Here is a 14846-nt window from a genome sequence, read left to right as displayed (position 1 = left end):
GGTGCTGGTCTTTTTTTTTTTGTGCCCGTTTGGACGGGCCCCGCGCGGCGCGCCGCCCCCCCCCCCCCCCCCCCCCCCCCCCCCCCCCCCCCCCCCCCCCACTACAGGTTGGGTTTGCCGGTAAAGCCCTCTGCCGAGCCTGGCTCGGCACTACGGGTCGGGTTTGCCGGTAAAGCCTCTTGCCGAGCGTGGCTCGGCACTACAGGTTGGGTTTCGCTGGTAAAGCCCCTGCCGAGCATGGCTCGGCACTACGGGCGGTTCAGCGATACACCACGTGGCGTAGCAGCAGGAAGCTCGCGCCGGCCAGACCAATCTCGACCAGTGGCTTGGCCAGCCACGCGTATTGCAGGCCCAGCGAATGCGCCACCCAATCGATCAACCAGGTGCTGACCACGGTCAGCAGCAGCCATAGCGCAAGGAAGCGTGCAAACCGCTTCCAGCCGTGGCGCGGTTCACCTTGCGCGGCAAAGGTGTAGCGACCGTTGAGCCAGAAGCCCAGCAGGGCGCCGCTGGTTCGGCCCAGCAGATTGCCAGGTGCTACCGGCAAGCCCAACGCAGTGGCGGCGACAAATACGCCCCAGTCCAGTACCAGCTGCAGCAGGCCAATGGCGATGTACTGGCTACCCTGGCGGAACAGGCTCATGGACGCGGCGGGTCGGGTGATGGCCTGCAATGCTAACCCCTTGCGCTTAGAATCCAGAGACTCTCGAAGGAAGCTGTACGCATGACCCAGCCGCTGCACGTCATCATCCTCGCCGCCGGCGCCGGCAAACGAATGAAGTCGCTATTGCCCAAGGTGCTGCAACCCATCGCTGGGCAGCCAATGCTGGCTCACGTGATCGCTACCGCGCGCGAACTGCAGCCAACCGGTATCCACGTGGTCTACGGCCATGGTGGAGAGGCGGTGCGTGCTGCGTTCGCCGACCAACAGGACCTGCTGTGGGCCGAGCAGAGCCAGCAGCTGGGCACCGGCCATGCCGTGCAGCAGGCGATGCCGCAGGTTCCCGATACCGCGCAGGTGCTGGTGCTGTACGGCGATGTGCCATTGATGCGCGCGCAGACGCTGGGCGCGCTGTTGAACAACGGCCCGCGTCTGGCGGTGCTGGTGGCTGAGCTGGATGACCCCAGCGGCTACGGTCGTGTCGTCCGTGATGCCGAAGGCAAGGTCGCGGCCATCGTCGAGCAGAAGGATGCCAGCGACGAACAGAAGCGTATCCGCACTGTGAACACCGGCATCATCACCGCCGAGTCCACCGCACTGCGTCGTTGGCTGTCGGGCCTGTCCAACAGCAATGCCCAGGGCGAGTATTACCTGACCGACGTGTTCGCTTCTGCTGCCAGTGAATACGCGCCGGCCGAGCTGGTGCTGGTCGCCGATGCGCAGGAAGCCGAGGGCGCGAACGATCCCTGGCAACTGGCACAGCTGGAACGGGCCTGGCAGCTGCGTGCAGCCAAGGCGCTGTGCGAGCAGGGCGCGCGCCTGCTGGACCCGTCGCGCTTCGACCAGCGCGGTACGGTCAAGGTTGGCCGTGATGTGCAGATCGATGCCAACGTGATTCTGGAAGGCGAGGTCGAGTTGGGTGATGGCGTCAGCATCGGTGCCTTCGTGCGCCTGAAAGACGTCAAGCTCGGCGCCGGCACCGAGGTGCGCCCGCACTGCGATCTGGAAGGCGTTGTCAGCGAAGGTGCAGCCCAGATTGGCCCGTTTGCACGCCTGCGCCCGGGCACGGTGCTGGCCGATGGCGTGCACGTGGGCAACTTCGTGGAAACCAAGAAGGCGACCTTGGGCAAGGGCAGCAAGGCCAACCATCTGACCTATCTGGGCGACGTGGTGATCGGCAGCGGCACCAACATCGGCGCCGGCACCATCACCTGCAACTACGATGGCGTGAACAAGTTCCAGACCACGATAGGTGACAAGGTATTTGTCGGCTCCAACAGCTCGCTGGTGGCGCCGGTGACGATCGAGGACGGCGCCACGATTGGTGCAGGCTCGGTGATTACCCGTAACGCCCCGGAAGGCAAACTGACGCTGGCACGCACGCGCCAGCAGACGCTTGAAGGTTGGACGCGTCCTGTCAAAAAGTCCTGAGCCAAGGTTGGCGCAGCGTGACGAGCTCGCGCTGCTGCCGTTGATCGAAGCGCAGGCGGGTGAACGTCTGCGTGGGCATCCGGCTGCTGCGATATTCGCTGCGAGCCCCACCGAGCCGCATTTGTTTGAACAGGCATGGCAGCGCGGAATGCTGTGGGTGGTTGCCAGCGAACAGGAACTGGCCGGCTACCTGATGGCGGGTGTGCTGGGTAAGGATTTCCATATCCAGCAGATGGATGTAGCTCCGACGCACGGCCGCAAAGGCCTCGGCCGTGCCTTGCTGCGGCATGCGTTGCAGCACGCGAAGGTATCCGGACATCACCGGGCGGTGCTCACCACGCTGGGCGACGTGGCCTGGAATGCGCCCTTCTATGCCAGCGAGGGTTTCAGCGAATGGCCGTCGCAGGAATGGAGCACAGGCATGTGCGAAGTGATGGCGGCAGAGGCCGCGGCAGGTTTTCCAATGGAGCTGCGGCTGGCGATGCAGCGGCAGTTGGCATAGGTACAAGCCATTCCTTGTGGGAGCGGCTTAGGCTTTTGTAGGAGCGGCGTAAGCCGCGAAGCCGGGATACTTTCAGATCTTCGGTGTAACTGTATCGGATGCAGTGTCAGCTTCGCGGCTTACGCCGCTCCTACAAAAGGCATTGCTTTAGTCATGCGGCAACAGGATCGCCACACACAGGCCGCCGTCCTTGCGGTTCTGCAATGAGATGCGACCGCCGTGCGCTTCGATGATCTCGCGGGTCAAGGCAAGGCCAAGCCCGGTGCCATTGCGCTTGGTTGAATAGAACGGCATCAATGCGTTCTGCAGCACCGCCTCGTTCATGCCGGTGCCGCGATCCAATACCTCGATGCGCAGCCAGTTGGGCAGCCGCGCGATACGCACTTCCACCGAATCATCGGGAGCGCCATTGTCGGTGCCGGCTTCGTGCGCGTTCTTCAGCAGGTTCAGCAGCGCCTGCGAGAACTGGGATTGATCCAGGCGGCTGTACTGCTCGTCGACCATCGGCGCCATGCGGAAATGGATCTGCTGCTGCAGGCCATGCAGGAACTGGCTCCAGGCAACGGTCTGCAGCTGCGGCTGCGGCAGCTTGGCAAAGCGTGCGTAACCGCGAATGAAACCTTCCAGATGACGCGCACGTTCTTCAACGGTGCCGAAGATATCTTCGAGGCGGTCATAGCGACCGCGTCGCACCAGCTCGGCGCCGGAATGCGCCAACGAGGCAATCGGTGCCAATGAATTATTGAGTTCATGACTGATGACCCGGATCACCTTCTTCCAGGTCTGCACTTCCTGGCGGCGCAACTCGGCGGTGAGCAGACGCAACAGCAGCAACTCATGCGGGCGGCCATTCAAATGGAAGGCGCGACGCGACAGGTGATAGATCTGCTCGTCATCATCATCATCTTCGGCCGCATCCGGGTCGCGCACGGCGAACAGGCTGTCGCCGCCGCGGGCGATGGCGTTGCGCAGCTCGATCGGCATGTTCTCCAGCAGCTCATGCATGCGCTGACCTTCAAGTTTCCAGCCGCCATGCAGCAGCTTGCGCGCTGCGGTATTGGAGAAGGTCACCCGTTGCACGCCATCGCCACCATCGGTAAGCAGCAGCATCGCCACCGGCGTGTTCTGCACCATGGTGTCCAGCAGCAGCTCGCGTTGCACCAGTGATTGCCGTTGCTCGCGCAGCACGTCGCCCAGCTCGGCATGGGCCTGCACCAGCTGCGCGAACTCATCATGTCCGCGCCAATGCACGCCGAAGTTGAACTCGCCGTCGCGGTAACTGCTGGTGGTACCTGCCAGCGCCCGCAGCAGCGAGCGGATCGGCGCGGTGGCGCGGCTCAGCGCCCACCACATCGCGGCCAGCAGCAGGATGGTGGACACGCTCACCACCACCCAGCCGCGGTCCATCCAGTAGGCCAGGAACCACGGCAAGGCCGCAGCCAGCGCCAGCACCGGCAGCAGGCGCAGGAACAGGGTGAAGGTGAAGGAGCGCGTTTTCACTGGTCGGTGCTCACTCGCGCGGGATGCCGTGGCGGTCCATGCGGCGGTACAGCGCCTGTCGGCTCAGGCCGAGCTCGGCGGCGGCCTGGGCGATCACACCGCCGGCACGTTCCAAGGCGCTGACGATGTGCTCGCGGTCAGGCTCGTCGGCCGGTGCGGTAGGCCGTGCCGGCGCGCGTGGCAGGTTCAGGTCCGCGGCTTCGATGCGCGGGCCTTGAGCGAGCAGGGCGGCGCGCTGGATCACGTTGCGCAGCTCGCGCACATTGCCCGGCCAGTTGTGGCGCTGCAGTGCCTGCAACGCCGGCGCTGCCAGCGGCTTGCCGTCGGCGAGGAAATACTGCGCCAGCGGCAGGATGTCCTCGCGCCGTTCGGCCAGCGGCGGCAGGCTGAGCTCGACGGTATTGAGCCGGTAGTAGAGATCTTCGCGGAAGCTGCCGGCGCGGATCATTGCCGGCAGGTCGGCATTGGTGGCGCTGACCACGCGCACCTTGACCTGCCGTTCGCGGTTGGAGCCGAGCCGCTCGAAGCGCCCGGTTTCCAGCACGCGCAGCAGTTTCATCTGCCCGGTCAGCGACAGGTTGCCGATTTCGTCGAGGAACAAGGTGCCGCCATCGGCTGCCTCGAACTTGCCCTCGCGGGCCTTGTTGGCGCCGGTGTAGGCGCCGGCCTCGGTACCGAACAGCTCGGCCTCGATCAGTTCGGAGGGAATAGCGCCACAGTTCAGCGCGACAAACGGACCTTTCTTGTGCGCGGAATTGGCCTGGATGATCTCGGCGATCTTCTCCTTGCCGGCGCCGTTCGGGCCGGTGATCAGCACCGGCAATTCCGAGCGCGCGACCTGGCAGGCGAGGGCGATGATGCGCTCGCTGGAGGGGTCGGCGAACACCAGCCCGCGCAGATCGTAGCGATCATGCAGCGCCTGCTGCTGGCGCTGCTCGCGGGCGCGGCGGCGGGCCAGTTCGCGGCGTGCTTCGGCCAGTTCCAGCAGGTTGTTGACCGTGGTCAGCAGGCGGCCGTCGTCCCAGGGCTTGGCCAGGTAGTCGGAGGCACCGGCCTTGACCAGCTCCACCGCGCTGTCCAGGTGGGTCCACGCCGTGAGCAGGATGACGGGCAGGTCCGGATGCGCCTGGCGGATGCGCCGGAACAGATCCTGGCCTTCCTCGCCGGAGGTGGTGTCGGCGGTGAAGTTCATGTCCTGCAGGACCAGATCGAATTCATGCTCGGCCAGCATCGCCAGGCCCTGCTCGGGCGAGGTGGCGTGGCGGGTGTCGATGTCGTGCAGGGAGAACAGCACATCCAGCGCGGTGGCCACGGCGGTGTTGTCGTCGATGATCAGGATCTGTGGCATCGGTTGTCGCAGAAGAAGATTGGGGACGCAGCGCGGGCGCTGAAGTCAGCACATTACACGCTGCCGAATGTGTTGGCTGGTAGTTGTGACAGTGCCATATCGAAGCCCGACAACGCTACATGGTGAGCAGCTTGTTGTGCGGCCCGTGGGGGTTGGTGCCGCCCCGCATCCAGTCCCTGGTTCATGGCGTCGCCGGGCGGTGCGCATAGCTCAGCACCCGCGTTGCCTGCCACTGGCCATCACGCAGCCGCCAGATGATGACGAAGTCGGCCAGACCGTCACAGTGCTCGCCTTTGAGGTCGCAGAACTGATGTTGACCGCGTGCGATCGCACCGAAATCCTTGATCGGGAAGACCTCCAAAGTGCCCGGCAGCAACTGCCGGGTGTAGTTGCCGCAGACATGCTTGCGGGTGTTCGCCAGCATGGCGTCGCGGGTCCAGGTGACGCCGCCGTTGTCGTGGTAGAACTCGATCGCCGGGTCGAAGTAGCCGGCGTGCTTCTCGAACTGTGCCGGATCGCTGCAGTGGTTGAAGCTGTCGAACATGCCGTGGTCGAGTGCGGCGATGGTGTCGTACAGGTTGGCGTTGTCGGCATCAGCGGCATGCACGGACATCATCGGCAGCGAGCAGAGCATCAGCAGCAGGCACGTCAGCTTGGTTTTCATCGGGCGACTCCGGTAAGTATTCAAGAATGGTCAGGCAGCGCGTGTGGCCACCGCCGGTGGCACCGACGCCGCGCGACGCGCGGGCCCAAGCACGGCGATCTGCCCCAGCAGCAACAGCAGTACCGCCGCGATAGGCAGGTACATCAATGGCAGCCGTGGTAGCTCGTAGCGGTTCATCAGCAGCAGATTTAGTGCGTAGGCCAGGATCAGGCCAACGACGATGCCGGCGCTGCTCAGTACCAGGTTTTCCAGCTGGAAAGCGCGCAGGATGTGCTTGCGGGTGGCTCCCAAGGCACGGCGGATGCCGATCTGGCGCGTACGCTGCTGCACCCAGAAACTGGCAAGGCCGACGATGCCGAACGCGGTGACCGCCAACAGCGCGATGCAGACCGCCAGCAACAGCCAGATCACCGAGCGATCACGATGGTGAAAGTCGTCACGCATACGTGCCACCGTGCCCTGTTCCTCGATGATGCGGTTGGGGTCGGCCTTGTTCAACGCGGCGATGGCAGCCTTCAGCACGGCCTCGCGTTGCTCGGGGCTGGTGCGCAACGCATAGGCGCCGTTGGAAACGCGGACCGGAAAAACCATGCTGTCAAAGCGGCCGCTGAACGCGCCAGCCTCGCCCGGTGCCAGCAGGTCATCGATCACGCCCACGACCTGGGTCGGTTTGCTACCCCAGACATAGATGTTGCTGCCCACCGCGTTGCCATCCGGGAACAAGGACTTGGCCAGTGAGTGGCTCAACAGCACGCTGGGTACGACAGGATCGGCGTCGCCACCGACGAAGGCGCTGTTCTCCACGTATTCGTCGGGCTTGAAGCCGCGGCCTTCGCGTAGCTGCAGGCCAAAGGTCGGCAGCAACTGGCCGTCGTCCATGTAATTGGTGGCATGTACCGTCGGGCGCGTCTGGTTCGGCTGCAGGCGGATGCCCGAGCCCCAGACATTGCTGCCATACGGGATCTGGTTGATGCTGCTGGCCGATTTCACACCCGGGACGGCTGCAAGCGCGGCGAGATCCTGCTTGCGCAAGGCGTCGTAGTTGACGTCCGGCAGCAGGCTGCTGGTGGCCAGGTAGACCAGCTCATCTTCGGCCACGCCACTGTGCAGCTGGATCTGCGCAACGCGGTTGCTGATGATGAAAACCGCGTTGCAGATGATGGCACAGCTGATCGCGATCTCGAACACCACCAGCAGTGCGGCAATCTTCTGGCGGGACAGCATCGACAGGGTAGGGCGGATGTCCAAGGGGGTTCTCCATGGCGGCGAAAGCTGCCGTTGCTGACGGGATGGGTTCAATGCCAGCCCGTCATTGGCTCTTGAGCTGGAGTGCGGGAGGAATCTGCATCGCCCGCCACGCCGGCAGCAGGCCGGCGATCAGGCTGACCCCGACCGCCAGCACGAAGGTCATCCACAACGTGGTCGTGTCCATCTGCGCCAGCTTTGCGTACTCATCCGGTTGCTGGCGGATCAGCCACAGGCCCATCGCCGCGAAGCCCAGCCCCAATACACCGCCGGCCAGTCCGATGAAACCGGCTTCGGTCAGGCATTGTTTGAAGATGTCCGCGCGTGAAGCACCGAGCGAGCGGCGCACGCCGATCTCGCCGCTGCGGCGCAGGAACTTGGCCAGCAGCAGGCTGACGGTATTGATCAGGCACACAAGCAGGAAGCCGAAGGCCAGCCACATCTGCAGGCGCACGTCGTTGGGCACGATGCGATTGAAGTCCAGCCAGCCCATCACGTCGTGCAGGCGCACATTGGTCGGGCGCTCGAAGCGGCCGCTTGCGCGTTGGGTTTCGGAATAGTCAGCGAGGTACTTCAGGTAGTCGCGGGCCTTGTCAGGCGTGTCCAGCTCCACCCAGTACTGCAGCCACGCACACGGCGCAGTGAGGCCGCGATTGCCCTCGTCATCATTGCCGCTGCCCCAGCAGTTCATGTTTCCCTGGGTGTCCAGCTTCAGCGCGCGCGAGGTGGAGAACGGCAGCAGCACCTGCTCGGCGCCACCATAGCGTTGACTGGTCAGGTCATAGAAGCGCGGCGCTGGCTTCCAGTTGCCGAGAAGGCCAATCACGCGGAACACGCCTTGCGGCAGACGCAGCTCCTTGCCGATCACGTCCTCGCTGCCGTACAGCCGCTGCGCCAGCTTGCGATCGATGACCGCAACCAGCGCACGACCGTCATCCTCAGCCGCACTCCATGCATTGCCTGCCGCCAGCGGCACCTCGAACATCGGGAAGAAATCCGCCGAGGTGTAGCGCGTCATCGCCCGGAACGGCTGCGCGGTGTTGCCAGCGGGCAGCACCGTCACCGAACCTGCGCTCATCAGCGCCTGCCGATCACCGCGTTTCTGCCGCAGCAGCTCCTCGGCGTCGTAGCGGGTCATCTGTTCCAGCGGATCTGATTCCAGCGTGGCGTCCTTGCCGAGACTGCGCGGTTCCAGCTGCGGGTAGAACAGCTGCTTGCTCTTATGTGGAATCGGGTCCCCCGACAGCACGACGTACAGGCCGAGGGTGGTCATGGTCGCGCCGATACCTACCGCGATGGTCAGTACCATCAAGGTGGTCAGCACCTTGTTGCGGCCGAAGCCGCGCCAGGCCAGTTGCAGGTAATAGCCGAACATGTCCCTTCCTTGAGCTGTCAGATCAGGTGCTGCGGGTAGCCACCGCTGGTGGAATCGACGCGGCTTTGCGGGCCGGGCCAAACACGGCGATCTGGCCAAGCAGCCACAGCAGCACCGCGCCTACCGGCAGGTACAGCAGCGGCAGGCGCGGCAGCTCGTAGCGACCCATCAGCCACTGGTTTAGCAGGTAGGCCAACAACATGCCGACCACGATGCCGATGCCGGCCAGCAGGAAGTTCTCGGTCTGGAAGTAACGCAGGATCTGCGCCCGGGTTGCACCCAGTGCACGACGGATGCCGATCTGCTTGGTGCGCTGCTGCACCCAGAAGCTGGCCAGGCCGATGATGCCCAGCGCGGTCACCAGCAACAGCAGGCCGCTGACGATCAGCAGCAGGCCGATCATGTCGCGGTCGTTGGCGAAGTTCTTGGCACGCTTTTCCTCAACGGTCTGTTTGGTCCAGACCAGGCGGTTGGGATCGTTCTTGTCCAGCGTGGCCAACGCCTGCTTCAGCACTTCGTCACGACGTCCCTGCTCGGTGACGCGCAGGATGTAGCGGCCGCCGTTGGAGAAGTTCATGCGGATCGGGAAGATGATCGAATGCGTGCGGTTGTTGTTCTGCATATTCGGGCGCAACAGGGTCTGCGCCACGCCCACCACGGTCACCGGGATGTTGGCCATGTACAGGGTCTTGCCAACCGCATTGCCGTCCGGGAAGAACTGCTTGGCCATGGCTTCGGTGAGGATGGCCGGTGCTTTCAGCTTGCCCAGGTCTTCCACTTTCTCAAGTACATCGCTGCTCTGGTACTCATCGGCATTGAAATCGCGGCCGGCGACCAGCTTGACTCCAAGGGTCTTGAGCGCGTTCTCGCCAACCATGTACTGGGCGCCATTGATCGACTGCGCTTCGGGCTCCGCAGTGGCGGCCAACGAGGTGTTCCAGGAGCCGCCCTGGAACGGCAGCTGGTTGACGATGGCCACGCTCTCGACGCCGGGGATGCCACGCAGCGAGGCGATGTCCTCGGCGGTGCGGGCGTCGGCATCAACCTGCTCACCGATACCGCTCAGGCCGATCTCGATCAGGTGGTTGTCATCGATGCCACTTGCCAGCTGCATCGCGTCGATGCGCTGCGACACGATGAACAGTGCATTGCAGATGATGGCGCAGCTCAGCGCGATCTCCAGCACGATCAGTGCGGCGGCTGTCTTGTGCCGCGACAGCGTGGAGAGGATGGGGCGGATTTCCATGAGGTTTCTCCGGGGAAGCGTGGAGCTGGGAATGGGGTCTGGTTGGGAGAGGCGAGGGCGACAGCAACTGCACCCCTCCCTGGCGCTCCCCTGCGCGTTGCGCAAGGGAGGGGGTAATGGCGTTACTGACTCTTGAGCTGCAGTGCCGGGGTTACCTGCATGGCACGCCAGGCAGGCAGGATGCCGGCGAGCATGCTGGCCAACACCGCCAGGGCGAAGGTGACCAGCAACATCGAGCCGTCCAGGTGGGCGAGCGAGGCGTACTCGGCCGGCCGCTGGCGTACCGCCCACAGGCCAAACAAGGCAAACACCAATCCGAGCAGGCCGCCGGCCAGGCCAATCGTGCCGGCCTCGATCAGGCACTGTTTGAAGATTTCGGCGCGGCTGGCGCCCAGTGCACGGCGCACGCCGATCTCGCCGCTGCGACGCAGGAACTTGGCCAGCAGCAGACCAACGGTATTGACCAGGCAGACCAGCAGGAAGCCGAAGGCCAGCCACATCTGCAGGCGCACGTCGCCCGGCACTGCATTGCGGTATTCCATCAGGTCCATCACATCACGCAGGCGGGTGTTGGCCGGGCGCTCGAAGCGGCCAGCAGCGCGCTGCTGTTCGGAGTAGTTGTCCAGGTAGGCCTTGAAGTCCTTGGCGTCGCTGGGCGAGTTCAGCTCGACCCAATACTGGATCCACGAGCACGGCACGTTCACTGCGGTGGCGTCATTGACCAGCTCGCGGCCGAAGCAGTTCATGCTGCCATTGCGGCCCAGCTTGAGCTCCAGTGCGGTGCTGAAGGGCAGGTAGACATCTTCCTCGGAGTCGAACTTGCCCGAGTACAGGTCGTAGAACTTGGGGGCGGGCTTCCATTCCTTGAGTACGCCGACGATGCGCATGGCATTGCCTTCGACCAGCACTTCCTTGCCGACGCTGTTCTCGCCCTTGAAAAGCTTGTCATTGAGGGTATCGCTGATCACGGCGACGCGGCTGCGGCCCTGGTCCTCATCGCCACTCCAGCCCTGGCCGAATGCGAACGGCGAATCGAACATCGGGAAGAAGTCGGCCGAGGTGTAGCGCATGCTGATGCTGAAGGGTTTGAGCGCGTCGATGCGCGGGTCGACGATTCCGCTACCGCCGGTCATCATCGCCTGGCGCGGCGCCTTCTTCTGCCGCAGCAGTTCTTCGGAGTCAAAGCGCGTCATCTGCATTTCGGGCTCTTCGCCCGGCTTGTAGCCTTCCTTGGTGTAGGGGTCCAGCTGCACATAGAACAGACGATCGCTCTTGTGCGGGATCGGGTCGCCGGACAGCACCTTGAACACGGTCAAAGTGGTCATCGCCGCACCAATGCCGAGCGCGATGGCCAATACCATCAGTGCGGTCAGGATCTTGTTGCGGCCGAAGCTGCGCAGCGCAAGTTTGAAGTAGTAACTGAACATGGACGATCCTTGGCAGCTCAGGCGCTGCGGGTGGCGACGATGGGCGGGATGGAAGCAGCGCGCAGGGCAGGGCCGATGACGGCGGCCTGGCCCAGCAAGCACAGCAGTACGGCACCCAGCGGCAGGTAATACAGCGGCAGCCGGGGAATCTCGAAGTAATGCATCAACAACTGGTTGCCGGTGTAGGCCAGCAGCATGCCGAGCACGATGCCGGCGCTGGTCAGCAGCAGGTTCTCGGTCTGGAAGTAGCTGATGATCTGGCGCCGGGTCGCACCCAGGGCACGGCGCACGCCGATCTGTTTGGTACGTTGCTGCACCCAGAAGCTGGCCAGGCCGATGATGCCCAGCGCGGTGACCAGCAGCATCACCAGGCAGATGCCGAGCAGCAGGCGCGTCATGCTGCGGTCCTGCTGGAAGTAGACCTCGCGCAGTTGCTGCAGCGTCTTGCTGTAGTCGGCGGAGATGATTGCCTCCGGAGTGACTTTCGGGGCAGCGGCGACGGCGTCGCTGACGATACGCTGCAGGTCACGCGGGTTGGCACGGATTACATAGGTGCCGGCCTGCGCATCGCTGGTCACCGGTACGATCACCGACCACTCCATGCCGGCCAGGCCGTTCTCGCTGCGACCCGGGTCCGGGCGCGAGAAATGCGCCAGTACACCGGCCACGGTGAGCTGGTAGTCGCCCATCCACAGCTGCTTGCCCAGCGGGTCCTGGCCCGGCCACAGGTGCCTGGCAAAGGCCTGGGTGATCCATACCTGGGCGTGCGCGGGCAGGAAATTCTCCACCGGCTGGTAGTCGGCCTCGTTGAACATGCGGCCCTGCACCGGCTTCAGCTGCAACGCGTCGATTGCACCCGCGTCCATCGTGTAGAAATGCGGCACGCCGCCATGGTGCTTGCCTTCCCGGTCCAGTGAGACACCGGCAGTGCCGGCTCGCTGGCCGAACGGCACGGCGTTGAGGACGCCCACCGCCTGCACGCCGGCCTGGCCGCGCAGCTGCTGCAGCCAGCGGCTGTTGACGTCGACTTCGCTGCAGGAGTCACAGTCGAGCAGGCTGAGTGTTGCGATGGAGGCCTCGTCGACGCCGCTGTTCATGCCGATCAGTTCCATCCGCGATGCGGCCAGGAACAGGGCATTGCACAGCACCGCGCAGGCCAGTGCGATTTCGAGCACGATCAGGCTGGCAGCGATGCGATGCCGCGACAACGTGCTGATGATGGGTTTGATATCCAGGGTCATCGCTTACAGCGCCTTGATCTGCAGGGCCGGATCGATGCGGGCGGCACGCAACGCCGGCAGCAGTCCAGCAAGAACGGTGGTGGTCACCGCAGTGACGAAGGTGAGGCCAAGCATGGTCATGTCCAGCTGCACCATGTCGGCATAGGCCAGTGGTTGCTGGCGGATGCTCCACAAGCCGACCAGCGTGAACAGCAGCCCCAGCACCGCACCGCCAACGCCGATCAAGGCCGCCTCGATCAGGCACTGCTGGAACACCATTGCGCGGGTGGCACCGAGGGCGCGCAGTACACCGATCTCGCCGGTGCGACGCAGGAACTTGGCCAGCAGCAGGCCGATGGTGTTGAACAGGCAGATCACCAAAAAGGCCAGCGCCATCCATGCCTGCAGCTTGACGTCGCGCGGCACTACGCCGTTGTAGTCCATCCATTCCATCAGGCTGCGCAGGCGCGTCAGTTCTGGCTGGCTGATGCGGCCCAGCTGCTGTTGCTGCTGCACATAGGCCTGCAGGTGTTGCTGGTAAGCAGCAACCTTGGCCGGGCTGTCCAGCTGCACCCACAACTGCAGCCACACGCAATCGGTGTTTTCCAGATGGCCCGGCTTCTCCGGCAGCGTGTTGCAGGTGAACTGCTGGAAGTTGCCGGCGTTGATCTGCAGGCCGGTGAAGAACGGCACCATCACGTCTTCGACCGGCCGGTAGTAGTCGGCCGTATCGCCCTGTGCGAAGCGGCCACCGGCGACGGTGTAGAACAGGGGCGATGGGCGCCATGGTTTGAGCACGCCGATGATGCGCACTTCGCTGTCGCGGATGCGCAGCATCTTGCCGGTGCTGTCCTTGCCATCGAACAGGCGCTGGTTCAACTCCGAGGAGATCACCGCAACGCGGGCGCGGCGCTGGTCATCCTCGGCCGACCAGCCGGCGCCGTAGGCCATCGGTACCTGGAACATCGGGAAGAAATCGGCGGTGGTGGACAGCAACGTGGTCATCATCGCCGGCTCTTGGCTACCGGGAGCGGACAACTTGGCGGGGCTGTCCACCACCAGAGCCTTGCGATCGGCAGGACCGTCACGCCACAGGTCCGTCGCCGAGGTGTAGTCGAGCATGTCCAACGGTTCGCGGCGGGCCCGCTCACCCCGCACCGATGCATCCACCTGCGGGTAATAGATCTGCCCACTGCGCCCGGGCAGGGGGTCGCCCGAGAGCAGGTGCTTTACCGTCAGCGTGGTCATCGACGCGCCAATGCCCATCGCAATCGACAGCACCATCAGTGCGGTCAGCACGGGGGTGCGGCGCAGGCTGCGCAGGCCTTGGCGGAGGTGGTAGGCGAACAGCGACATGCGCGGGATCAGCCCTGGTTGTCGGCGACGGCGGCGATGCGGGCAGCGTGTGCCAGCACCGGCTCGCGGATCAGGTCGGTGGCCTGGCCGTCGACGATGTGCACGTTGCGCTGGGCGCGTGCAGCCAGTTCCGGATCATGGGTCACCATGACGATGGTGGTGCCCTGGCTGTTGATCTCTTCCAGCAGCTCCATGACGCCACGTGCCATCTGCGTATCCAGGTTGCCGGTCGGTTCGTCGGCCAGCAGCAGGCGCGGGCTGCCAGCCAGGGCGCGGGCGATTGCTGCACGCTGCTGCTGGCCGCCGGACAGTTCGGCCGGGTAATGCTTCATGCGCGAACCCAGGCCGACATCGCTCAAGGCCTTTTCGATGCGCTGCTTGCGCTCGGCCGACGGCATGCCGCGGTAGCGCAGCGGCACATCGACGTTGTCGAACAGGTTGAGGTCGGGGATCAGGTTGAAGCCCTGGAAGATGAAGCCGATCTTCTGGTTGCGCAGGCGCGAGCGGGCGTCATCGCCGAGGTGGCTGACGTCCTGGCCATCAAGCAGGTACTGGCCGCTGGTGAAGGTTTCCAGCAGGCCGGCAATGTTGAGGAAGGTGGTCTTGCCCGAACCCGACGGGCCGGTGACCGCGACAAACTCGCCTTCGCGTACATGCAGGTCCAGCGAACGCAGCGCATGGGTTTCAACCTGTTCGGTACGGAAGACCTTGGAGACGGATTGCATCTGGAGCATGGGTATTCCTTTCAGCGACGGGGAATGTGGAGCGGTGGCGTGGGACGGGTATTGCAAAGGTGAGGCGATGGATCAGGGAGTCGAGAACCGGGAGTGGAGTTTCAGCGTTGGCGGCAGGGTTCACGACGCCCCGGACG

The 14846-nt window shown here is 64.4% G+C and carries 13 protein-coding genes; 2 read left to right on the top strand and 11 right to left on the bottom strand.

Annotated features, from left to right (window positions below; all coding sequences use genetic code 11):
• Positions 1–259 precede the first annotated feature (259 nt).
• Positions 260–643, bottom strand: coding sequence for a GtrA family protein (locus ACVOLS_RS16350; RefSeq protein ID WP_481546497.1), 384 nt, complete (start codon positions 641–643; stop codon positions 260–262).
• An 81-nt stretch (positions 644–724) separates the two neighbouring features.
• Here ACVOLS_RS16350 and glmU point away from each other — a divergent pair, with 81 nt between their 5' ends.
• Together glmU and ACVOLS_RS16340 are read left to right on the top strand one after the other, a co-directional pair.
• Entirely contained in the window at positions 725–2092 is a 1368-nt protein-coding gene (glmU, locus tag ACVOLS_RS16345; RefSeq protein WP_481546496.1) for a bifunctional UDP-N-acetylglucosamine diphosphorylase/glucosamine-1-phosphate N-acetyltransferase GlmU, read from the top strand.
• A 7-nt stretch (positions 2093–2099) separates the two neighbouring features.
• Positions 2100–2594 carry a GNAT family N-acetyltransferase gene (locus ACVOLS_RS16340; protein ID WP_481546495.1) on the top strand — a complete coding sequence of 165 codons (495 nt, stop codon included), beginning with the start codon at positions 2100–2102 and terminating at the stop codon, positions 2592–2594.
• A 147-nt stretch (positions 2595–2741) separates the two neighbouring features.
• Here ACVOLS_RS16340 and ACVOLS_RS16335 read toward each other — a convergent pair whose 3' ends face one another.
• From ACVOLS_RS16335 to ACVOLS_RS16290, 10 genes are all read right to left on the bottom strand, one after another.
• Positions 2742–4094 (bottom strand): sensor histidine kinase, encoded by a 1353-nt coding sequence (locus ACVOLS_RS16335; RefSeq protein ID WP_481546494.1) that lies wholly within the window; start codon positions 4092–4094, stop codon positions 2742–2744.
• 10 nt (positions 4095–4104) lie between these two features.
• The gene (locus tag ACVOLS_RS16330; RefSeq protein WP_481546493.1) at positions 4105–5442 is read right to left on the bottom strand and encodes a sigma-54-dependent transcriptional regulator; all 1338 of its coding nucleotides are present in this window, start codon (positions 5440–5442) and stop codon (positions 4105–4107) included.
• 181 nt (positions 5443–5623) lie between these two features.
• Complete coding sequence (locus ACVOLS_RS16325) at positions 5624–6106, bottom strand: nuclear transport factor 2 family protein (RefSeq protein WP_481546492.1); 483 nt, start codon at positions 6104–6106, stop codon at positions 5624–5626.
• A gap of 30 nt (positions 6107–6136) precedes the next feature.
• A complete protein-coding gene (locus tag ACVOLS_RS16320; protein ID WP_481546491.1) occupies positions 6137–7354 on the bottom strand; it encodes an ABC transporter permease in 1218 nt (405 codons plus the stop codon).
• A 61-nt stretch (positions 7355–7415) separates the two neighbouring features.
• A complete protein-coding gene (locus ACVOLS_RS16315; protein WP_481546490.1) occupies positions 7416–8726 on the bottom strand; it encodes an ABC transporter permease in 1311 nt (436 codons plus the stop codon).
• Between the two features lie 22 nt (positions 8727–8748).
• Positions 8749–9972 carry an ABC transporter permease gene (locus ACVOLS_RS16310; protein ID WP_481546489.1) on the bottom strand — a complete coding sequence of 408 codons (1224 nt, stop codon included), beginning with the start codon at positions 9970–9972 and terminating at the stop codon, positions 8749–8751.
• Positions 9973–10094: 122 nt separating this feature from the next.
• Positions 10095–11399 carry an ABC transporter permease gene (locus ACVOLS_RS16305; RefSeq protein ID WP_481546488.1) on the bottom strand — a complete coding sequence of 435 codons (1305 nt, stop codon included), beginning with the start codon at positions 11397–11399 and terminating at the stop codon, positions 10095–10097.
• 17 nt (positions 11400–11416) lie between these two features.
• Positions 11417–12640 carry an ABC transporter permease gene (locus ACVOLS_RS16300; RefSeq protein WP_481546487.1) on the bottom strand — a complete coding sequence of 408 codons (1224 nt, stop codon included), beginning with the start codon at positions 12638–12640 and terminating at the stop codon, positions 11417–11419.
• Between the two features lie 3 nt (positions 12641–12643).
• Entirely contained in the window at positions 12644–13969 is a 1326-nt protein-coding gene (locus ACVOLS_RS16295; RefSeq protein WP_481546498.1) for an ABC transporter permease, read from the bottom strand.
• Positions 13970–13983: 14 nt separating this feature from the next.
• Positions 13984–14709, bottom strand: a complete 726-nt coding sequence (locus tag ACVOLS_RS16290) for an ABC transporter ATP-binding protein (RefSeq protein WP_057626881.1) — start codon at positions 14707–14709, stop codon at positions 13984–13986.
• Positions 14710–14846 lie beyond the last annotated feature (137 nt).

Source organism: Stenotrophomonas sp. STEN038 (genome assembly GCF_056759895.1).
This window is presented reverse-complemented; position numbering and strand designations above follow the sequence as displayed.